This is a genomic window from Streptomyces atratus (assembly GCF_900119365.1).
GTDB classification, from domain to species: domain Bacteria; phylum Actinomycetota; class Actinomycetes; order Streptomycetales; family Streptomycetaceae; genus Streptomyces; species Streptomyces atratus_B.
The window spans coordinates 172565-192993 of record NZ_FPJO01000006.1 but is presented as its reverse complement, the minus strand read 5'-3'; the positions used below and the strand labels follow the sequence as shown (position 1 = coordinate 192993).

Below are 20429 nucleotides of genomic sequence, written 5' to 3'. Positions count from 1 at the left end.
GAGCAACCGCTCCGCCCGGCTGCGAGGTCGGCTGCTCGGGGCACGCGATGTGCCCCTCCTGGACAGGAGGGCGGCTTCAGGATGCTCGGCAAGTCGGACGCCGACCAGATCCACGGCGAGGCGCCACGCTGGGCCGGTGCGGCCTCGCCCGACATGCCGTTCGAGATGCTGGCGCACCACGCCGTCGACTTCTGGCTGTGCGGGAGGACCTCCAGCTTCTTCCCAAGCATCGACGCGGTGAACCCCTCGCTCACCGCCGGCGCGCGGCGGTCGACCACGGTCACCGCGACCGGTGACCGCCGCAGCGCGCGAGCGGCGAACAACCCGGCGAAACCCGCCGAGGATCACCACCCGGCGGGCGTCACATGGTCTTGCACAGGGGATCAGCCTCCGGTGGCGAAGCCGGGGAAGAGCGTCATCCCACCGTCGACGTAGAGCGTGCTGCCGACGACGTAGTCGAGCAGGTCCGAGGACACGGCGACGACGGCGTTGGCGATGTCTTCCGGGTCGCCCACGCGGCGGTACGGAATCAGCCGCAGGAGGTCGGCCTCGGCCTCGGGGGTTGACCAGGCGTCGCGATTGATCGGCGTGCGGATCGCGCCGGGTGCAACCGCGTTGACCCTGATCCGATGGGGGGCCAGCTCCTGGGCGAGGGTCTGCATCAACATCCCCACACCACCCTTGGAGGAGGCGTAGTTCACGTGCCCCGACCAGGGGATGATCTGGTGGACCGAGCTCATGCAGATGATCTTCCCTGCCGACCGGGACACCTCTTCCACCACGCCGCGCCGCATGAACTCCTTGGCGGCCTCCCGAGCGCAGAGGAACTGCCCGGTCAGGTTGACGTCGATGACCTTCTGCCACTGCGCGAGCGTCATCTCCGTCACGGCCGAGTCCCGCTGGAGGCCGGCGTTGGCCACCAGGATGTCGATGGTTCCGAACTCCTCGACCATCCGGGCGACCATGGCGACCACCTGGTCCTCGTTGGACACGTCGGCCTCGTGGGCGTAGGCGCGAACCCCGAAGCCCTCGATCTGCGCACAGACCTTCTCGGCCTCGTCCGCACCGACGACGTAATTCACCACCACGTCCGCTCCGGCCCGGCCCAGAGCAATGGCAGTCGCCTTGCCGATACCCGAGTTGGCACCGGTCACCAGTGCCTTCTGGCCCCGGAGCAGCTGCGCGGACATCGCCCCACTGTTCTCGTCGGCGTTTCCTGCCACCACGACCTCATCCTTTCGGCGTTTCGGACGGCACGCCCTCAGGGAACGGGCGAGCGCCTGGGGAAGGCCAGGCGTCGGCCGGCCCGCCAGGACAGACCCAGGAGCCGTCGCACATCCGGCCCCCAGACGAAAGCACCCTGCGCCGAAGGCGGGACAGACCGGCGCGCGACGCAGCTGTATTTCGGCCGGGCACCTCACACGGCCGGGCTACGAACTGCCCCCGAACCTTCCCCTGCAGACCCCGTGCGGCCCGCCCGGGCCACCTGTGAGAGTGCCGGCTTGTATGCCGCCGGCCCGAATGCTGGCGAGCCCGGATCCATGCTCAACTCCAGCTGCCGCCCCCTGTCCACACCACCCCAGGCGCCCGCGGATTCCTCCCGGATCTGCGCCGTCGCCGTCACCGGCATCGTGAGCGCGCTGAGGGTGTGCGCCTCCGGCGACGCCGGCACCGCCCGCGTCGCCGGGTACCGCTGCCAGGGCTACGCCTGGCAGGTCAGGTCGTGCGCGGGGAGCCGTCCCGTGCGCAGGTAGGCGTTGATGCGCTCGTCGACGCAGGCGTTGCCGTACTCGCCGTACAGGCCGTGCTGGCGGGCGCCCTCCACGGTGAGCAGCCGGGAGCTCGACCACTGCTCGCGCATGGCCTCGGCGCCGGCGTAGAGGGTGCGGGGGTCGCCGGTGGCGTTGACGAGCAGGGCCGGGACGTCGTTGCCGAGCACGGTCGGCGCCTCGGCGGGCCGGTCCCAGAACTCGCAGGGGGTGATGTTGTTGGCCAGCGGCCCGGCGAGGGGGGACCGCTGGCGGGACTCCTCGACCGCGCGCCAGTAGCTGCCGACGCCGCGCCGCTCGGCCACGTCGCCGCAGATGATCGCGGTCATCTGGCTGGAGGAGGCCGCGCCTGCCCCGGTCAGCAGGAACTCCAGCTGTCCGGCGAGTGCTTCGGACGGCTCGACCGGCTCCCGGTCCGCAGCGCGCGCCAGGAGGCGTACGGTCGCGGCCAGGTCGGCACGCCGCTCGTCGAGGTCGCTGCCGAGGCCGCCGATGAAGACGGAGGGGAGCACGTGCTCGTCCAGCAGGTACGCCTTTCCGATCCGCAGCGGCTTTTCCGCAGCGGCGTCGAGGATGTGTTCCACCGTCGCCAGGACCTCGCCGCGCGTGGCGCCCAGCCCGTAGGTGCCGTGCCGTGCGGCGGCCCACGACGCCCACGCGCGCAGGGCCGCCTCGTTGGCCGCCTCTGCGCCGCGCAGCAGGGTCTGGCTGTAGTGCTCCGGGGAGTTGACGCCGTCGAGCACCATGCGGTCGGTGCGGCCGGGGAAGAGCTGTGTGTAGACCTCGCCGAGGTAACTGCCGTAGGAGTAGCCGAGGTAGGAGAGGACGTTTTCGCCGAGGGCGGCGCGGATGACGTCCATGTCGCGGGCGGTGTTGCGGGTGGTGACGTACGGCAGCACGTCACCGTGGGCGCGCTCGCACCGCCCGGCCAGCTCGCGCGCGACGGCGACCTCCTCGCGGTACGCCGCCAGGTCGGCGCCCGCGGAGCGGACGAGGGCGGAGCCGAGGTCCCAGCCGCAGTCCAGCGGGGTGCTCCGGCCGACGAAGCGCGGGTCCATGCCGATCAGGTCGTAGCGGTCGGCGACCTCTCCCATCACCTTCGACTTGGGCAGTGGCATGTGGAGGCTGGGGCCGGCCGGCCCGCCGTCGTTGAGCAGCAGCGGGCCGACGCGGTGGGCGGTGTCGGTGGCCTTCAGGCGGGATATGGCGACGGTGATGGTGCGACCGCCGGGGTCGGCGTAGTCGAGCGGCACGGTGATGTCGGCGCAGTCGGCGCCGGCGGCGTCCAGCGACTGGCCGAGCTCGTCGTCGGCGCCGAGGGCGCAGGCGTGCCAGTCGACGTGCTGGTTGTGGAAGCGGGCCAACGGGTCCGGGTCAGCGGCTGTGGCGGTGGCGGTGGTCGTCGCGGTTGCGGCGAGCACCGCCGCGCACGCCGCGAAGGCCTTGATGCGTCGGGAAGTTGACATGCCCGCACGCTAGGGCGGCGGACACCTCGGCAGACTCCGGGAAAACCCCCGAAACCGGGTGGGGTTGTCCCTCAAAAAAACTCCGCCCACAACCCTGAGAGTGAGAGGCGTGCGCGGGACGCCGGCACCGCGCACGCGCTTGCTCAGCCGCTCGTCGGTGCTCCAGATCGTCCAGGTGTACGAGGCCACAGCCCACGAACTGCGACCTCGTCACCTCAAGCACTGCTGCAGTGCCTAATTCATGAAACTCCCTCGTTACGAGACTTGCACAGTGGCCTTTTGTCCGGGTGCGACGGACACCTTTGCGTAGGTGCAGGTCTTTCCGTTGACGGTCTTCGTCTTGACTGCTTGGGGGACGCCGTTGACCTTGATCGTCGAGTGGCTGCCGGGGAAGCGGGCCTCCCACTTGTAGCGGGCCGAACCCGTGGCGTTGGTCAGGGTCGACTTGGTGGCACCGTCATGACGCAGGGTGAAGGTGTTGCCGCCGATCTTGATGTCCTTGATCTGCAGCCAGCTCATTCCGGCGGGCATGCGGGACTGGGTGCTCAGGGCGCGCCCCGGGGCGTTGGGCTGCACGCCCATGAGGCCCTCGACGGTCTGGCTCAGCAGGGTGTAGGAGACCTCGGGGTAGTCGCCGTTGGGGCCTTGCTTGGACACCGGGTGCTGGTCGTTCCGCTTGTCGTAGACGTACTGCATCCACTTCCAGGCCGTGTCGTTGTGCTCGTAGGCGAAGAAGGTGTCCGGCAGGTAGCTGATCGCCTCGATGTTGGACGGCTTGCCGCTGCCGCTCGCCTGCTCGTCGACGTAGTCCAGGTAGGCGTCGGCGCGTGCCCCCGGATTCATGATCTGTTTCATGGGCATGAACCAGCTGTTCTCCTTGCCCCAGCCGGTGAGCGCCTTGCCGTCGGTGGTGTAGCCGCGGACCATGTCGGCCCCTGAGCCGGAGCCGCTCCAGGTGTCGTTGAAGTACGCCTTGAGGCTGTCGGCCCTCTGCTGGAACTCCTTGGACAGGGTTTTGTCGCCCTTGGCGGCGGCCAGGTCGGACATCGCCCGGTAGGCCTGGTACTGGGATCCGATGGAGTCCCCGGATTCGGCCAGGTGCTCCTCTCCGACCTCGTTGTAGCTGGCGGCGCCCGCGAAGATGCCGTTGCCGGTGCCTTCGGCGACACCGTTCGGCTTGTTGGCGTCGTGGAGTTCGACGAATTCCTTGGTCGCGTGCTTGTAGAAGTCCCAGAGCGTGCCCTCGTTGACGTAGGCGCTGTCGCCACTCCAGCGGTAGGCGTGACGGGCTTTCTCCACCAGCTCGAACGTGGCCGGGACCTCTCGGACGAAGGAGGTTGGGCTCCGGTAGTCGATCGAGAGGTATGTCTTGTTGTCGAAGTTGATGGCCCATACGGGGTAGTACTTGTGCTCGGGCGTCGCGGAGCCGGCGAAGGCGCGCAGCATGGCCTTGTTCGCGTCGTTCAGTCCGAGGATGGAGGCACCGGCGAGCTGGTGGGCCATATCGCGTGAGTAGTAGCCGCTGCGATGCGCATACCCGGCCCAGTAGGACGGGCCGTAGGTCCCGGTCCCGGTGCCGGACAGGTGGTTCTCGTCGACGTTCAGCGGACCGGTCGCGCCGGGCATCTGGACCCAGCTGTTGGCCTTGCGCTTCGACCAGTTGAACATCTCGACGATCTTCGGGTCGGAGGACGAGATCTCCGGGTCGACCGGGGCCGCGGGGGAGACCATGACGTCGTCGGCGTTGACCCAGCTGCTGCCGGACTCGAAGGCGAGCTCCAGCTGGTCGCCGCTTTTCAGGGACACCCGGCTGATCGTGTACCGGGCGTAGCCGGACCGGCTGGGCAGATCCACCGCACCGGACTGCGCGCCGTTCACCCGGGCGACGAACCTTCCCCCCGGGCCGCCGGTGGCGATCCAGGCGGAGAAGTCGTACGTACCGTCACCGGACGCCGTGATGGTCTGCGCCACCTTGTTGCCGCTTCCGGCATCCAGGTACGCGAGCTTTGCGCCACCGTGCGGTGCGTTGGTGGCGACTCCGGTGCCGGAAGTGAACGTCCAGCCCGTGGCGCCGTCCTCGAAGCCGGGATTGCTGAGGGTCAGCGCTGAGGTGGCTGCGATGGCCGGACTGCCCAGGGTCAGTGGTGTGAGCGGGGCGAGTGTGGCGAGTGTGGCTACGGCTGCCAGGCGGGCAGGACGGCGATGCCTCATGGCGTACTCCAGTGCGGGGCTCGAGTGAGTGGCCGCAAGCTAGCAGCGGCGCTCGACGGGTTGCAATAGTCCTGCAGACCTACGTTGCGGAATCGATCAGAAAGTTTTCAATCGACCATTGCAAGTAAGTGTGACTGGTTGCTAACTTCCCTGCAGTCGACCCGACGTTCGGTCGATGCCCGAGCCGCATGCAGAGGTGGTCATCTCATGGACATGAGTCGTCGCAGAGTTCTTGGAGTGGGCGGCGTACTTGCCGCAGGAGCGGGCCTCGGCGGCCTGACCGCCTGCTCCGGCACCGGCAGCACGGGCGCTCAGGGCGGCGATGTCGGTGACGCCACCAAGGGCTCGATCACGGTGTGGAGCTGGCAGGGCCCGGCGGCGGAGTTGCGGGCGCTGGTTCCGGCGTTCAACAAGAAGTACCCGGACATCAAGGTGACCGTGCAGGACATCGGGAACCCGGCGATCTGGGACAAGATCACCACGGGCATGGCGGCCGGAGGGGCGGGCCTCGCGGACGTACTGCACATAGGCGTCGACTACCTGCCCGGATACGTGGACCGCTTCCCGGGCCAGCTTGCCGATCTCGGCAAGCTGGGAGCCCACAAGTACCGGGACTCCTTCGCGAAGGGCCTGTGGGAGACGGTCTCGCCCAAGGGCGAACAGGTGAACGCGCTTCCGTGGGAGGCGAACTCGGCCGGGTTCTACTACCGCGCCGATGTCTTCGAGGAAGCCGGTGTCGATGTCGGAGCGCTCGACACCTGGGACGACGCGATCGAGGCCGGCAAGAAGATCAAGAAGAAGACGGGCAAATACCTTCTGGGGATCGACAAGCCCGCCTCGCAGCAGGACTCGGCGAACTTCTTCCAGCTCCTGCTCCAGCTCCAGGGCGGCTTCTATTTCAACACCGACGGCGACATCACCCTCGATTCCGCCGAGGCCGTGCGTGCCATGTCGCTCATCAAGAAGATGAACGACGCCGGGCTTGTCAGCGACATCTCCGGCGGCTGGAACGCGCTGATCAGCTCGATCAAGAAGGGGACGGCGGCGGTCCTGCCGTGGCCGACCTGGTTCGGCGGCATCATCGAGGAGACGGTCCCCGACCAGGCGGGCAAGTGGGGTGTGCGTCTGCCCCCGTCCGTACGCCGCGGCGGGGCCACCGCCGCCACCGTGAACTCCACACACCTGGCCGTTGCCGGTACCAGCAAGCACCAGGCCGCGGCCTGGAACTTCGTGGAGTTCGCGCTGACGCGGCCCGAGTCGCAGGTCGAGATCTACCGGGGCAAGGGGATCGCCCCGGCCCTGTTGAAGACGTACGACGATCCGGTCTTCCACGAGCCGTCGAAATTCTTCGGCGGTCAGAAGAAGGGTGAGATTTTCTTCGGTGCCCTCAAGGCGCCCTCGCCGGCGTTCAACTACACCTCCGACTATGCCCGAGCGCTCAAGGTGGTCACCGACGCCCAGACGAAGGTGCTGCTCAAGGGCGCCGACCCGGCCAAGGTGCTGCATGCGGCGGCGGACCAGCTCGCTTCCCAGACCGGGCGCAAGGTCGCCCGATGAGCGTTGTCACCTCCCCGACCCGTACGGTGCGATCGGCGGGTGTGCGCGACTCCCGACCACCGCGCTTGAGCGCCCGCCGTCTCGCGCCGTACGCTTTCGTCCTGCCCGCCGTGTTGCTGTTCGCCGCCTTCAAGCTCTACCCGATCGGCTGGTCGTTCGTTCTCAGCCTCCACAAGACGGTCGCCGGCGTCGACACGTTCGTCGGAGCGGACAACTACGTGCGGCTGCTGGACGACCCGCTGTTCTGGACGGCACTGAAGAACACGGCAGTCATCCTGGTGGTCCAGGTGCCGATCATGCTGGCGCTTGCCACTGGCCTGGCCGTCGCTTTCAACTCGGCTTTCCTGCGGGCGCGTTCGGTGTTCCGGCTCGGATTCTTCATGCCGATGGTCACCGGCCTCGTGGCGTACGGTGTCGTCTTCTCCGTCCTGCTCAACGAGAAGTACGGGCTGGTCAACTGGTTGCTCTCGCTCGTCGGAATCGGCGAAGTGCCGTGGCTGACTGATCCGCTGTGGGCAAAGATCTCCCTCGGTCTGGCACTGACCTGGCACTACACCGGTTACAACGCGGTGATTCTGCTGGCTCGTCTGCAGACCATTCCCAAGGAGCTGTACGACGCCGCCTCGGTCGACGGGGCCGGAGCCTGGCAGTCCTTCCGTCACGTGACGCTTCCGGGACTGCGTCCGGCGATCCTCCTCGCCACGGTGCTCTCCACCATCGGCACCCTGCAGATCTTCGACGAGCCGTACATCCTCACCCGCGGCGGCCCCGACAACGCGACGCTGACCATCGGCGTGTACCTGTACCAGAACGCCTTCACGTACTTCGACTTCGGCTACGCGTCGGCCATCGCCTACGTCCTTGCGGTGCTGATCGGAGTCCTCGGTCTGATCCAGTTCCGGGTCCTGGGAGACAAATCATGACGACCCCCGCACGTGGTGCCTACCGCGCACCACGCACCGGCCTGCACCGCCCGGGCCGCGGCATCCTGCTGACCTCGGGGCTGGCCATCGTGCTCGCCGCCGTACTCCTTCCCTTCTACTGGCTCGTCATCGCCAGCACCCACAGCACTGACGAGATCTTCGACTCCACGCCGCCACTGCTTCCCGGCGGGGATCTCGGCAAAAACCTCTCCAGCCTGCAGGAGACCGCGTCCTTCGGGCAGGTCGTGCTCAACTCTCTGCTCATCGCGGTCATCTACACAGTCTGTGCAGGAGCCGTCTGCACGCTGGCCGGCTACGCCTTCACCAAGTACCGCTTCAAGGGCCGTGATGCGCTCTTCGGCATGCTGATGCTGGGGCTGGTCATCCCGACCCAGGTCACACTGGTTCCGCTGTTCAAAATGATGGCCGAGCTGCACTGGCTCAACACGTATCAGGCCGTGATCATGCCCAATCTGGCGCTGCCGTTCGGCATCTTCCTCATGCGCCAGTCGATGGCTGCGCTGCCCGACGAGCTGCTCGACTCCGGCCGCATGGACGGCTGCGGCGAACTGCGTCTGTTCCTGCGGGTCGTCCTGCCGCCGATGAGACCCGCCCTGGCAGCACTGGGCATCTTCCTGTTCCTCTACCAGTGGAACGACTTCATCTGGCCCCTGATCGTGCTGCGCGACGATGCCTCCCTCACCATTCCCGTCGCACTCGCCTCGCTGCAGGGCGTCGACGACACCGACTACGGGGCCATCCTCACCGGAACGGCCGTCGCCGCCATTCCCATGATCATCGTCTTCCTGGCCCTTCAACGCCACTTCGTCTCCGGCCTGCTCGCCGGTGCTGTCAAGGAGTGATCGTGAGCACCCAGTCCACCGAGGCCGTCACCACTGCGGAACTGGCGCCCGCCACCTTCGAGCCACTGCTCGACACCGTGGAGATCGCCATCCTGGCCCCGGGCGCCGACCCCGCCTGGACACTGTCCGAAGTGCCCGGCGGCCTGAGAATGCTGCAGGTCGAAGCCCCCGGCTCACCGGTGGAGATCCGGCTCTCCGCCCCGCTCGGCGATACGGCCGGCTACTGGCACCCGAAGGCAGGCTGGAGCCGGACCCTGGTGGCCGACTGGGAAGGCAGGTCCAGGGTCAGCCTCATCGACGGCCTCGCCGCCGGCTGCCTCTACGACCACTCGGGCGCCACACTGCTCGCATTCGCCGCAGCCGACCCCGTCCCCGAGGTCGCCCTGCGCTTCGGAGTGTCCGAGGAGAACGACACCCACGTCGTCCACCTCGAACTGCCGCCTTCCACCACACCGCACCGCATCCTCTTCGTACCGCACAGCCCCTCAGTTGCCTGGGCCATGCGCCTGCTGCGCGGCTGGTACGAAAAGCAGACCCCGGCTGCCATGCCAGTTCCCGAAGCGGCCCGACTGCCTCTGTACTCCACTTGGTACGCCTTCAACCAGCAGGTCGATGCGACAGCCGTCGAGCAGCAGGCCGCACTCGCCGCGGACATGGGCTTCGGCACGCTCATCCTGGACGACGGCTGGCAGCGTTTCGGCAGCGGCCGCGGATACGCGGGGGTGGGGGACTGGCTCCCCGACCCCGACAAATTCCCCGACTTCGCCACTCACGTCGCCCGCGTACGCCGACTCGGACTGCGCTACATGGCCTGGGTCGCGCCTCTGCTCCTGGGCCCCCGGACCGACTGCTACGAGCAATGGGCTTCCTACGCCCCGGCCCTCGCCAAGGTTCCCGGTGCTCACGTCCTCGACCCCCGCAGCCCCGAAGTCCGCTCCCACGTCGTCCGCCTGTGCGTCCGCCTGGTGCGCGCCTACGGTCTCGACGGACTCAAGGTCGACTTCCTCGACGAAGCCATGGCCTACGCAGGCGACGGCAGGGGCGATGTCGGGCAGGCACTCACACTCCTGCTCACCGAACTGCGCACCGCGTTGCTCGCCGAGCGGTCCGATCTGCTACTGGAACTGCGTCAACCCTACGTCGGTCCGGGCATGGCCGCGTTCGGCAACATGCTCAGATCCTTCGACTGCCCGGCCGACTCCACGGCCAACCGCGTCCGCACGATCGACACCGCGCTGCTCGCCGTTGGCGGTGTCGTCCACTCCGACCCCTTGCTGTGGGACACCACGGCCCCCGCGGCGACCGCCGCACGGCAGCTCATCGGGGCACTTCACTCCGTTCCGCAGGTCTCCGTGCGCCTCGATGCACTCCCCGAGGACCACGCCGAAGCGGTCCGCTTCTGGCTCGCCCAGTGGCGCCGCCTGCGCCCGCAACTGCTCGACGGAACGGTCGAGCCCGGACGCCCTGACGATCTCTACACTCTGGTGCAGGCCGGAGCGGACGGGATGAACGTGGTGTCCGTGTTCAGCGACCGGACCGTACCGGTGCAGCCTGCGGTCCATCGCGAGACGGTCCTGATCAACGCGACTGCCGAAAACCGGCTGGTGCTGGAGGTCCAGGACGAGGGAGCGCAGGTGGAGGCCGAGATCCGTGATCCCTCCGGCCGTATCATCGAGCGGACCCGGATCGCACTCACCCCCGGCCTGCACAACCTGCCGGTGCCGAACATGGGGCTGGCCCTGATCCGGAAAACTGCATGACCCTGCCAGCGAAAAGGGGACGAATGAAGGTCGGCATCGTTGAGATCGCTGCCCGGGCGGGTGTGAGCGAGGCCACCGTCAGTCGGGTTATCAACCGGCGTCAAGGAGTGGCGACGAAGACCAGGGACGCCGTCGAAAAGGCCATGGCAGAACTTGGCTACGAAAGGCCCGTGGAGGGCCAATTGGTCACGGTGATCACCGAGCACGTCTCCAACCCCTTCTTCGCCGATGTCGCCGAACGCATCGAGGCGGCACTGGCACCACACGGACTCAAGGCCGTGTTGTGCCCGGCGTTTCCCGGAGGGGTCCAGGAACGGGAGTTCATCGCCTCGATCATCGACAAGGGCATCGCGGCCGTCGTGTTCCTGTCCTCGTCCAACACCGTGGAGGGTGCCGACACCGAAACCTACGAGATGCTTCGCTCCCGGCGTATCCCGTACGTCGGTGTCAACGGGGGGTTCGCCGACAACGTTCCCGCGCCCGTCTTCTCCACCGACGACGCGCTGGCAGCCGAACTGGCCGTGGACCATCTCCACCGTCTCGGCCACCGCGCCATCGGCATGGCATCCGGGCCGGCCGGCAACCACCCGGCCGACCGGCGTGTGCAGGGCTTCCTCGACGCCATGGCCAAACGGGGCAGCCAGGACGCCGAACGCTGGGTGATCAGGCAGTCCTACACCGTCGAAGGTGGTCAGGCAGCCGCGCATACCCTGCTACAGCTCGGTGCCACCGCCATCGTCGCAGCCAGCGACTACATGGCCCTCGGCGCAATCCGCGGTATCCGCCGACAGGGATTCTCGGTCCCTGGGGATGTCTCCGTCGTGGGCTACGACGGGTCCATGATCACGGAGTTTGTCGATCCGCCCCTCACCACCGTGAGGCAGCCGGCCGACCGGCTCGCCCTCGAAGTCGGCCGCAGCGTCCTGTCGCTCGTCAGCAACCGCGAAGTACCGACGGGAGAACTCTTCTTCGATCCCGAACTGGTGATCCGCTCCACAACGGGGCCCGCGCCGCAGAAGTAACTTGGGTGCGGCTCGGTTCGAGCGACGGTGATCGCGAGGAGTTTCGCGTTCCGGAAGACCGGTAACGACCTCGGGGGCGATTGAGTCCGGGACGTGCCGGCCTGGTGGGTCGGCCGATGGGTGATCAGCAGGTGGCTGGCAGGCGAGTACCAGTTCGGTGCCCGGCTTGCGGTGGGTGGCTCGCTGGGCGGATCGGGACGGCCCCGCTGATCTGGACGCGGGCCGACGGCTACCAACTCGGCGCGGAACGTGCCGCGCTGGAGAAATACGAGCGGGCCGTGATCAAGGAGAGGCTCACCGAGATCCGCCGGTTCGCCACCGGCACGGTCGCACCCCACGCTGCCGACTCCGGCCTGCGAGACTTCCCGCGGGGGTCGGCCGGAGAAAGCTGGTCACCGAGGCGGTGCGGGCCGTGCTGGAAGAGACCGCCAGTGCTCCCCGCACCTGCAGCACGTGTTCCCGGCCATCGCCGTGAACATCGAATATCTCAGTGGTTCGCCGTCGACCGGCGCGACGTCCTCACCTCGGCCGCCGACTGGCCGGCTCGGGCCTGTGGGACCGCCGCTTTCGTCGCGCTCCGCGTGCTCATCCGCGCTCGACGAGCCGCTGTCGCTGGGGCGGCCGTCCCACCACCCGACGCCGCAAGTGATCCATCTGCCGGTCGGTCTACATCGTAGCGGCGGCCTGGTCGGCGGTTGTGACGGCGGGCCTACTGCCGGACTGCATGAAGAACAACAGCAGGCCGGCAGTCGCGAAGATCACGCCGACGGCGATGTAGAGGGCGTGCGGTGTCCAGCCGGCGTCCAGCAGCCACCCTGCGGCAGTGGGGGCGACGATGGCGCCGACGCGGCCGACACTGATGGCAGCACCGACTCCCGTAGCGCGCAGACGGGTGTCGTAGATGGCTGGGGTCAGCGCGTAGAGACCCGCGATGCACCCATTGACGGCGACACCGACGACTGCACCGAAACCGAAGGCCAGGGCGAGATTCTCGGTCGAGACCGCGAACGCCACCACGAGCAGACCGGAGGCGAACAGATAGCCACGGTTCACCTTCACCAGTGCGTAGCGGGCAGCCAGTACACCAAGGAGCGCGGTGCCGAACATTCCGCCTAGATTGAGCAGAGTGCCGCCGGTGAGTCCCTGGGTGGAGGACAGGCCGGCTTCGACGAGCAGGGTGGGCGTCCAACTGGTCACGAAGTAGAAAGCGGCCATCACCAGGAAGAACGCAGACCACAGCACGAGCGTGACGCGGCGCAGGCCCGGTGCCAGCAGGAGACGGAATCCCGCACCCAGCCGGTGAGCAGCGGCAGCGGGGGGAAGCGAGTCGAGTTCCGCATGTCCCATGCGCCGGGCAAGGTTGTTGATTCTGGAGAGAGCCCCTGGCGGCCTCTGCGTGATGAGGAAGTCGAGAGACTCCGGCAGCAGGAACATCACCACGGGAATGACGACCACGGTGGCTATGCCGCCGGCGAGGAAGACCGAGTGCCATCCGAAATGGTCGATGAGGGTGACCGACGCGAGGCCGCCGACTGTCGCGCCCACCGCGTAACCGGTGGAGTTCAGGCTGACGGCCAGGCCGCGCCAGCGGCGGGAGGCGAACTCGCCGGCGATGACGTTGCTGGACGCAAGTACAGCGCCGATGCCGATGCCCGTGATGATGCGCAGCAGTCCCAACTGCTGCCAGTTCTGACTTGCCGCGGACAGCAGCATGCCCGCAGCCGCCAGCGCCAGACCGCCCAGTATGACGGGCTTTCGTCCGATCCGGTCTGCCCAGGGTGCCACGAGCAGTGCTCCCACAGCCATACCGATGAGGCCGCAGCTGAGGAGGAGCCCCAGTGTGCCGGAATTCAGATTCCACTCACTGGAGACGGTCTTCCCGGTGAAGGCCATGACCAGGACGTCGAACCCGTCGAGCGTATTCAGCAGGACACACACGCCGATCGCAGTCCACTGAAAACGGGTCATGGGCCCGTTGTCCAGGGCCTCGCGCAGGGGCGCGCTCACCGGACGACTCGCTGGGTGGCATGGAACTCGAAACGCATGAACATGAGAGCACTCCGTCGTCGACTGCGATATGACCGACGCCTTTGAACCAGCTCACACCCGGTGGCTCGCTCCAGCAGTCGGCGCACACATGGTCTGAATCCGGCGCGGCTGTAACCAGCCGCTTTTCCGTATGCCGGGAAACCATTTGCTTCGCAAGAGAGCCGGTCAGGAAACGGGCATGTGAAGTGCGCGGTTGATGGCACGGGCGCTGGAAAGGACAAGGTCGGCCAGGGCAGCCGGGGTGGCAGAACTGCAATGCACGACAAGTGAAACGGCCGCGACGACCTCTCCTTGCGGGGACCGCACCGGCGCGGCCACCGAAAGCGTGTCGAGCGACAATTGTCGGTCGCTCACCGCGTAGCCGCGTGCACGAACCTGTGCCAGCACCCCTCGCAGCCGGTTGGCATCGGTGATCGTATAAGGCGTGTTACGTATGATGGGCCGTTCCAGCACGTCGTTCTGGACGGCGGCCGGTGCGTGGGCGAGCAGGGCCAGCCCCGCGCCTGTCGCGGTGATGGCGAGCCGGCCGCCTACACGTGTGAGTGTCGGGACTGCGCAGCTTCCCCCGATCCGTTCGATGAACACCGCCTCCGTGCCTTCGCGCACGGCCAGCTGCACATTTTCGCGGGTGACCAGCGAGAGATCCTCGAGGTAGGGCAAGGCCCGCTCGCGCAACCCCTGACCGCGTGGTGCCAGGGAGCCGAGCTCCCACAGGCGCAGCCCGATGCGATAGCGTCCCTGGTCGTCACGCTCCAGTGCTCCCCAGGTGAGCAGTTCTCCCAGCATCCGGTGGACGGTTGACACGGGCAGTTGCGCTTTTCGTGCCAGCTCGCTGAGTGACAGGTGAGGGGACTGGGCGCTGAAGGCGTCGAGGATCTGTAGGGCGCGGCTGATCACCGGTCCTGTACCGGAGGCGCCTTGGGCCTGTGCTACTGGGCTGTGTTCCGGTCCGTCGTCCCTGGTGGCGCGAGAGCGGTCTTGCAGCATTGGCTGACTCCTCGGACAGATACAGAGTTCACAAGTCGTCCTGATCCGGCCGGTGGAGGAGCCGCAGTGCAGGAGGCTGTCAACTGCCTATTGGCGACGTGACTTCCATGTCGGCGATGGTGCGCAGGACACTCACGGCCGAAGCGCGTTCACTGGCGGGCAGAGCCGACAGAAGCTGTTCGTTGACGCGTCGCGCGGGCGGGATGAGGGAGCTCAGAAGGCGGTCGCCATTGTCGGTCAGACTCAGCAGAGTGCGTCTGCGGTCTGCGGCGTCCCGCACCTGAGTGACGTACTGCTGGTCGGTGAAGCGGCGGACAATGAGATTGACGGTGGAGCGGTCCAGCGAGGTGACGGAGGCGAGAGTGCGTTGATCGATACCGGGCTGCTGCCGCAGAGCGTTGAGAACGGCGAATTGCTGAGAGGTGACCTCTTGGGAAACCTGAGCAGCCCACATCGCGGTATGCACTTGCTCCGCTCGGCGGATCAGATGCCCGATGTAGTTCTCCAGGTTCAGTGCGCGTGCCACGGTGTTTCATCCTTCTTCTGCTGAGGTGGCGCCCTCCTCCCGGACGGCAGGCCCATCCGGGAGTCTACGAGCGAGCGGCATTGCCTCGGTGCGCGCTGTCCCGCCCGTCAGCGGGAGTGGTACCCGGGACGTTGAGCGTAGGCAGTGGCCCCCGACCCGTCCACGCCGACTTCGAGGCGTCCGACGCGCTCGATCTCCAGCACCACGCGATCGCCGTGGCTGAGCGGGCCGACACCCGCTGGGGTTCCGGTTGCGATCACGTCACCGGGGTGCAGTGTCATGACGGAACTTGTGTAGGCGATGAGCTCTCGCACGCCGAAAATGAGATCTGCCGTATTGGTCCGCTGCCGTGTGGTCCCGGCGACGTCACAGCGAAGGTCCAGTGTGTCCGGATCCGGGATCTCGTCCGCGGTCACGATCCAGGGTCCGATGGGAGTGAAGGTGTCGAAGGACTTGCGGGTGGAACGGTCTTCGCCGGAGCGGACGGTGATGTCCAGGACGCAGGTGTATCCGAAGACATGGTCGAGAGCGTCGTCACGTGAGACGTGGGAGGCGGTGCGTCCGATGATGACGCCCAGCTCACCCTCCTGGTCGGTCCGCTTGTCGGTGTAGGGCAGGAGGATGTCCTGACCTGGCCCGATCACGGAGGAGTTCGCCTTGAGGAAGACGCCGAGGTCGGCGACCGAGGTGGTGTACTCCATCTCGGCCTTGTGGTCGAGATAGTTGACGGGAGCGCCGATGATCTTCCCCGGGCGGGGAAGAGGCGCTTCGAGTGTTGCTTCGGCCAGAGGGGTGTGGGGGGCGCCGGTGAGGTCCAGCGGGCCGGTACGGCCGTCGGCCAGGCGCTCGATGTGGCGGTGCAGCGGGCCTTCGGGCCCGTAGGGGCCGGTGCCGGCGAGCTGTTCGGTCACGTCGACGATGTCGTTGCCGTCGACGAGTCCGAGTCGGCCCTGGTCGAAAAGAGTCAGACGCATGTCATGTTCCTTGCTGTGGTGAGCGGTTGGACGTCCGGGATGTCAGGCGCCGGGGTCGGACGCCTCGGTGCGGTACAGGCCGAGCGAGCGCATCACCGGTTCGTCACTGTAGGAGAAGAGGACGGCATCCTGAGAGGCGGACGTGTTGAGGTGCCGGTACGAGGCCCAGCCGGGGACTGCGAAGGTGTCGTGCTCGGACCAGTCCAGCCGTACGCCGTCGACCACGGTGGCACCTTCGCCGCGGACCACGTTGAAGATCGTGGACGCTGTGTGCCGGCGGCCCGCTCCATGGAACCCGGGGCGCAGACGCTGCACCCGGCAGCCGATCGTCGGCATCACCGGGCCACCGGTCCAGGGGTTGGTGTATTCCAGCACGATGCCGTCGACGTCGCTGCCCTCGGCGGTGTCCGCGACGGCGTCGAGGGCGCGTGCGGTCTCCTCCCAGGTGTAGCGGGTGACGGGTGAGCTGGGCCCGTCGGGGGTCAGCCAGGCCGGTGTGAGCCGGCCGTGCAGGAACTGCCGGCTGCCCGCGTCGTCGGGTCGGGTGACCGGCTGCAGACGCTGCGGGTACTGCTCGTAGAAACCCGCCTCCAATGCGTTGACCAGGGGGTAGTCCAGGGCGTCCAGCCAGATCATGGGCGCGTCACCCTGGTGGGTGTGGTCGTGCCAGTGCCAGCCGGGGGTCAGTAGCAGGTCGCCGGGGGCCATGTGGACGCGTTCCCCGTTGACGGTGGTCCAGGCGCCGGTGCCCTCCAGGATGAAACGGAACGCATTGGAGGTGTGCCGGTGGGCCTGGGCGGTCTCGCCGGGGAGGATGATCTGCAGCCCGGCGTACAGGGTATTGACGGTGGCCGGCGGGTCGATGAGACCGGGATTGACCAGCATCAGTACCCGGCGCTCGGCCTCGTCGAGGGACAGCGTCCGCGAGAAGTGCAGCAGGTGAGGGCGCAGGTCCTGCCAGCTCCAGCTATGGGGGACCGCCCGGCTGCGGGGCTCGGCGGGGAAGAGGTTGCCGTAGAAGCGCCACAGCGGGGCGGCGCCCAGGTTCTCCAGGGCCTTGTAGGAGGCGTCGTCGGTCATGGTGTTCTCCGTACGGTCGGTCAGGCGGCGGAAACGGTGTCGGGGGCCGGTGTCCACACCCAGGAGATGTCGTCGAAGTCGTGCGAGGAACGGGTGGCGAGCAGGGCGTTGCGGACGGCGGCGCCCATGCCCTCCAGGTGGCACAGTTCCCCGAAGCTGCGGGCCGTGGTCTGGATCAGGGACGCTCGTGCCTGGCGCCGCTCGGCATAGGAGGCGAAGGCGTCGGCCGCGTCTGCGGACTCGACCAGCGCACGGCCGAGGGCTACGGCGTCCTCCAGGGCCTGGCAGGCGCCCTGGGCCAGGTACTGGAGCATGGGGTGTGCCGCGTCGCCGAGCAGGGCGATGCGTCCGTATACCCAGGTGTCGACCGGTGCGCGGTCGAACAACGGCCAGCGACGGTCGCGGGAGACCAGCGGCAGTGCGGCACGCACGGCCGGGCACGTGCCGGCGAACCGCTCCTCGAGTTCGGCCTCCGTGCCCCAGTCGTCCGAATCGGGCCGGTAGTGGTCGCTTTCGAAGACCGCGACCTGGTTGTACAGCTCGCCACGGCGCACGGGGTACTGGACGAGGTGCATACGGGGGCCGGCCCACACCATCACCGCCTCCGAGGCGGCAATCTCCGACATACGGCCCGTCATCCGGTCGGTGGGCAGCGCGCCGCGGAAGGCGACGTAGCGGGAGCAGACCGGATCACCGTCGCCGACCAGCGCCTGGCGCAACACGGAGCGCAGCCCGTCGGCGGCCACCATCGCGTCGGCCTCCAGGACCTCCGTGGTCTCCGCGAAGTGCAGGCGGACGCCGGAGCCGTCCTGCTCGACGCGGACGACGGTGCACCCGGTGTGCAGGGTGATGGCGGGATGTGTCCGGCAAGCGGTCAGCAGGGCCGCGTGCAGGTCCGTACGATGGGTGACCAGGTACGGGTGACGGAAGCGTTCGCGGAACGCTTCGCTGTGCAGGTCGAGTTCGGTGATCCGGTCGCCGTTGAGGGCATCCATCATGACCAGCCGGGGCGGCACGACGGCCGTCTGCCGCACCTCGGCCAGGACGCCCAGCTCTTCCAGCGCGAGAGATGCGTTGGGGGCCAGCTGCAGGCCGGCTCCGATCTCGCCGAACTCGGCCGCGCGTTCCACGAGCGTCACCTGCCTCCCCGCGCGGGCGGCGGCCAGGGCGGCGGCCAGCCCGCCGATGCCTCCGCCGACCACGGCGAGTTGCGGGGATGTAAAGGACGACGGCATAGGGCCTCCTCGTTGAGACGGGGGATGGGCGGCGAGCGGAACGCGGGGCGGTTCCTGCAAGCCGGCCAGCAAGTAATCAGTACACCAATGATTGGTGTACTGACTATATTGCCGCGGGTTGCAGGAGGCAACAGGGCCGAGGAGGGTTTTCCGCAGCTTGCGCGGTGTGATCTTGCTGGTCGAGCCGGTGTGGGCCGGGGAAGCAAGTCCGCACGGCATGCAGTATCTGCTGTGCCGGGCCGCCTGGGATGCCGATGCCATCCGGGACGATCCCTGTGAGTACGTCGTCGAGCACCTGCACGACGAGGAGGCGGTGCTGGTCGTGGACGAGACCGGCGATGTGAAGAAGGGGGTCCACACCGTCGGGGTCCAGCGCCAGTACACCGGCACGGCCGGGCGGATCGAGAACTCCCAGGTCGCCGTCCACCCCGTCCGTGCGGGCTGCCCGAGGCCATGCGGCGGTGGACCGGGAACTGTACGTGCCCCGTTCCTGGACCTGCGACCAGGACCGCTGCCGGGCGGCGGGGCTGGGCGAGGACATTGTCTTCGCGGCCAAGCCGCAGCCGGCTCGCACGATGATCGAACGTTCCTGGACGCCGGACACCGCGTCGGCCGGGTCGCCGGCGACGAGGTCTACGTCGGCAACCCGAAGCTGCGGTCCGCACTGGAGAAAGCGGGTGTTGAGGTGATGGGCGCAGATCTCCGCGTTGGGTACCGACCGGCTGTGGATCGTGGTCGGCACTCTGATACCGGTTCGGGACCGGAAGGCCGGTGCTGGCCCTGGCTCATCGGTGTGCCTTTCCCGGAAGGCCGCCGCCGGAAGCCGCGCCCTCGGAGGCCGGGCTCTGTGGGGCCTGTTCCGGGGGAGCGGTGGGCAGCTCGACTCGGACGGTGAGGCCGCCGCCGGGGCGGGGGGTGGCGGTGAGCTCGCCGTGGTGGGTCAGGGTGATCGCCCGGACCACGGCCAGTCCCAGCCCGGACCCGTCGCTCCGGTGTTCCCGACCGCGCTGGAACGGTTCGAAGAGGGCGGGAATTTCGTCCGGGTCCAGCAGACGGCCGGTGTTGCCGACCTCGATGAAGGCAAGGCCGCCCGCGGCGCCGGTGGTCAACGTCACCGCGCCGTCACGGTGGTTGTGCCGTACAGCGTTGGCCAGCAGGTTCAGTGCGATCTGCCGGAGCAGCGAGGGGTCGCCCGCGACCGGGGCGGACCCCGGGTCGGCGGTGATCCGGATGCCCTCCGTCCGGGCCTCGTCGGCCAGGTCCGCCAAGGCGTCCCTGGCCGCGCACGCAAGGTCCACCGGATGCGGCGTCAGCTGTGTGCTCTCGCCACGTGCCAGTGTCAGCAATGCCGCGATCAGGCGTTCACTGCGAGCGTTGGCGTCCAGCGCCCGCTGGACAGCGGGTCTCAGGTCGGCCGGGACCCGGCCCTGGGCCAGGGGGATCTCCAGAGCGGTGCGCTGGAGGGTGAGCGGGGTGCGCAGTTCGTGCGAGGCGTGGGAGGTGAAGCGGCGCTGGGCGGTGAAGCTGCGGTCGAGGCGGTCGAGCATGGCGTCGAAGGTGTCGCCGAGTTCGCGGACCTCGTCGTGCGGGCCGGTCAGGCCGAGCCGTTCGTCCAGGGTGCTGCCGGTGCCGATCCGCCGGGCTGCCGCGGTGACCTGGCTGAGGCGGTGCAGTGAGCGGCTGCTGCCCCACCAGGCGAGCAGCGCGGCGAGTGCGGTGAAGACGGCGAGCAACAGCAGGGAGCGCAGCAGCAGGTCGTTGAGGACGGTGTGCTGAAAGTCCTCGAAGCGCTGGGCGGGACTGGCGAGTGCCGCGGGCATCAAGGGGCCTTGCGGGGTGGCGATGGGAATCGGCTCCGTCTGGGCGGGAGCCGCCACGCTCGCGGGGTCGACGAGGTGGCGGTTGTCCTTCAGGAGTTGACGGGTGCTCAGCCAGTTCAGCAGGAGCAGCCCGCAGCCGAGGACTGCGGAGACCGTCGTGGTCATCAGGGTCAGTCGGCCGCGCAGG

16 protein-coding genes and 2 pseudogenes are annotated in these 20429 nt (G+C 68.1%); 8 read left to right on the top strand and 10 right to left on the bottom strand.

What is annotated here, in order from left to right:
• The first annotated feature begins 81 nt into the window (after window positions 1–81).
• Window positions 82–435 (top strand): hypothetical protein, encoded by a 354-nt coding sequence (locus BT364_RS13475; protein ID WP_177328105.1) that lies wholly within the window; start codon window positions 82–84, stop codon window positions 433–435.
• Here BT364_RS13475 and BT364_RS13470 read toward each other — a convergent pair.
• The 3 genes from BT364_RS13470 to BT364_RS13460 all read right to left on the bottom strand — a co-directional run bounded on the left by BT364_RS13470 (window position 384) and on the right by BT364_RS13460 (window position 5446).
• On the bottom strand, window positions 384–1190 hold the full coding sequence (locus BT364_RS13470; protein WP_072485513.1) for an SDR family oxidoreductase: 807 nt from the start codon (window positions 1188–1190) through the stop codon (window positions 384–386). The genes BT364_RS13475 and BT364_RS13470 overlap by 52 nt on opposite strands.
• Window positions 1191–1702: 512 nt before the next feature.
• On the bottom strand, window positions 1703–3235 hold the full coding sequence (locus BT364_RS13465) for an alpha/beta hydrolase (protein WP_072485389.1): 1533 nt from the start codon (window positions 3233–3235) through the stop codon (window positions 1703–1705).
• A 255-nt stretch (window positions 3236–3490) separates the two neighbouring features.
• Window positions 3491–5446 carry a carbohydrate-binding protein gene (locus BT364_RS13460; RefSeq protein WP_079179447.1) on the bottom strand — a complete coding sequence of 652 codons (1956 nt, stop codon included), beginning with the start codon at window positions 5444–5446 and terminating at the stop codon, window positions 3491–3493.
• Between the two features lie 237 nt (window positions 5447–5683).
• Between BT364_RS13460 and BT364_RS13455 the strand changes: the two genes are divergently transcribed.
• The 6 genes and pseudogenes from BT364_RS13455 to BT364_RS42885 form a co-directional block, all read left to right on the top strand.
• The gene (locus tag BT364_RS13455; RefSeq protein WP_256259744.1) at window positions 5684–7003 is read left to right on the top strand and encodes an ABC transporter substrate-binding protein; all 1320 of its coding nucleotides are present in this window, start codon (window positions 5684–5686) and stop codon (window positions 7001–7003) included.
• Window positions 7000–7926 (top strand): carbohydrate ABC transporter permease, encoded by a 927-nt coding sequence (locus tag BT364_RS13450; RefSeq protein ID WP_072485387.1) that lies wholly within the window; start codon window positions 7000–7002, stop codon window positions 7924–7926. Before BT364_RS13455 ends, BT364_RS13450 begins: the two co-directional genes overlap by 4 nt.
• Entirely contained in the window at window positions 7923–8789 is an 867-nt protein-coding gene (locus BT364_RS13445) for a carbohydrate ABC transporter permease (protein ID WP_072485386.1), read from the top strand. Before BT364_RS13450 ends, BT364_RS13445 begins: the two co-directional genes overlap by 4 nt.
• Before the next feature lie 2 nt (window positions 8790–8791).
• The gene (locus BT364_RS13440; RefSeq protein WP_256259743.1) at window positions 8792–10549 is read left to right on the top strand and encodes an alpha-galactosidase; all 1758 of its coding nucleotides are present in this window, start codon (window positions 8792–8794) and stop codon (window positions 10547–10549) included.
• Between the two features lie 23 nt (window positions 10550–10572).
• Window positions 10573–11571: a LacI family DNA-binding transcriptional regulator gene (locus BT364_RS13435; RefSeq protein WP_072485384.1), complete on the top strand. Its 999-nt coding sequence runs from the start codon at window positions 10573–10575 to the stop codon at window positions 11569–11571.
• Window positions 11572–11765: 194 nt separating this feature from the next.
• Window positions 11766–11915 (top strand): annotated as a pseudogene (locus BT364_RS42885) (RacP protein); the annotation flags it as partial.
• Window positions 11916–12237: 322 nt separating this feature from the next.
• Here BT364_RS42885 and BT364_RS13425 read toward each other — a convergent pair.
• The 6 genes from BT364_RS13425 to BT364_RS13400 all read right to left on the bottom strand — a co-directional run bounded on the left by BT364_RS13425 (window position 12238) and on the right by BT364_RS13400 (window position 18422).
• Complete coding sequence (locus BT364_RS13425; protein ID WP_218172428.1) at window positions 12238–13539, bottom strand: MFS transporter; 1302 nt, start codon at window positions 13537–13539, stop codon at window positions 12238–12240.
• A gap of 246 nt (window positions 13540–13785) precedes the next feature.
• A complete protein-coding gene (locus BT364_RS13420; RefSeq protein ID WP_072485382.1) occupies window positions 13786–14517 on the bottom strand; it encodes an IclR family transcriptional regulator in 732 nt (243 codons plus the stop codon).
• A 169-nt stretch (window positions 14518–14686) separates the two neighbouring features.
• A complete protein-coding gene (locus BT364_RS13415) occupies window positions 14687–15133 on the bottom strand; it encodes a MarR family winged helix-turn-helix transcriptional regulator (RefSeq protein ID WP_072485381.1) in 447 nt (148 codons plus the stop codon).
• A gap of 107 nt (window positions 15134–15240) precedes the next feature.
• Window positions 15241–16107 (bottom strand): fumarylacetoacetate hydrolase family protein, encoded by an 867-nt coding sequence (locus tag BT364_RS13410; protein ID WP_072485380.1) that lies wholly within the window; start codon window positions 16105–16107, stop codon window positions 15241–15243.
• Window positions 16108–16149: 42 nt separating this feature from the next.
• The gene (locus tag BT364_RS13405) at window positions 16150–17187 is read right to left on the bottom strand and encodes a cupin domain-containing protein (RefSeq protein WP_072485511.1); all 1038 of its coding nucleotides are present in this window, start codon (window positions 17185–17187) and stop codon (window positions 16150–16152) included.
• A 20-nt stretch (window positions 17188–17207) separates the two neighbouring features.
• The gene (locus BT364_RS13400) at window positions 17208–18422 is read right to left on the bottom strand and encodes an FAD-dependent monooxygenase (protein ID WP_072485379.1); all 1215 of its coding nucleotides are present in this window, start codon (window positions 18420–18422) and stop codon (window positions 17208–17210) included.
• Between the two features lie 157 nt (window positions 18423–18579).
• Between BT364_RS13400 and BT364_RS13395 the strand changes: the two are divergent.
• Window positions 18580–19101: pseudogene (locus tag BT364_RS13395) on the top strand (IS701 family transposase); the annotation flags it as partial.
• 106 nt (window positions 19102–19207) lie between these two features.
• Here the strand turns inward: BT364_RS13395 and BT364_RS13390 are convergent.
• Complete coding sequence (locus BT364_RS13390; protein ID WP_143166488.1) at window positions 19208–20407, bottom strand: sensor histidine kinase; 1200 nt, start codon at window positions 20405–20407, stop codon at window positions 19208–19210.
• Window positions 20408–20429: the final 22 nt, after the last annotated feature.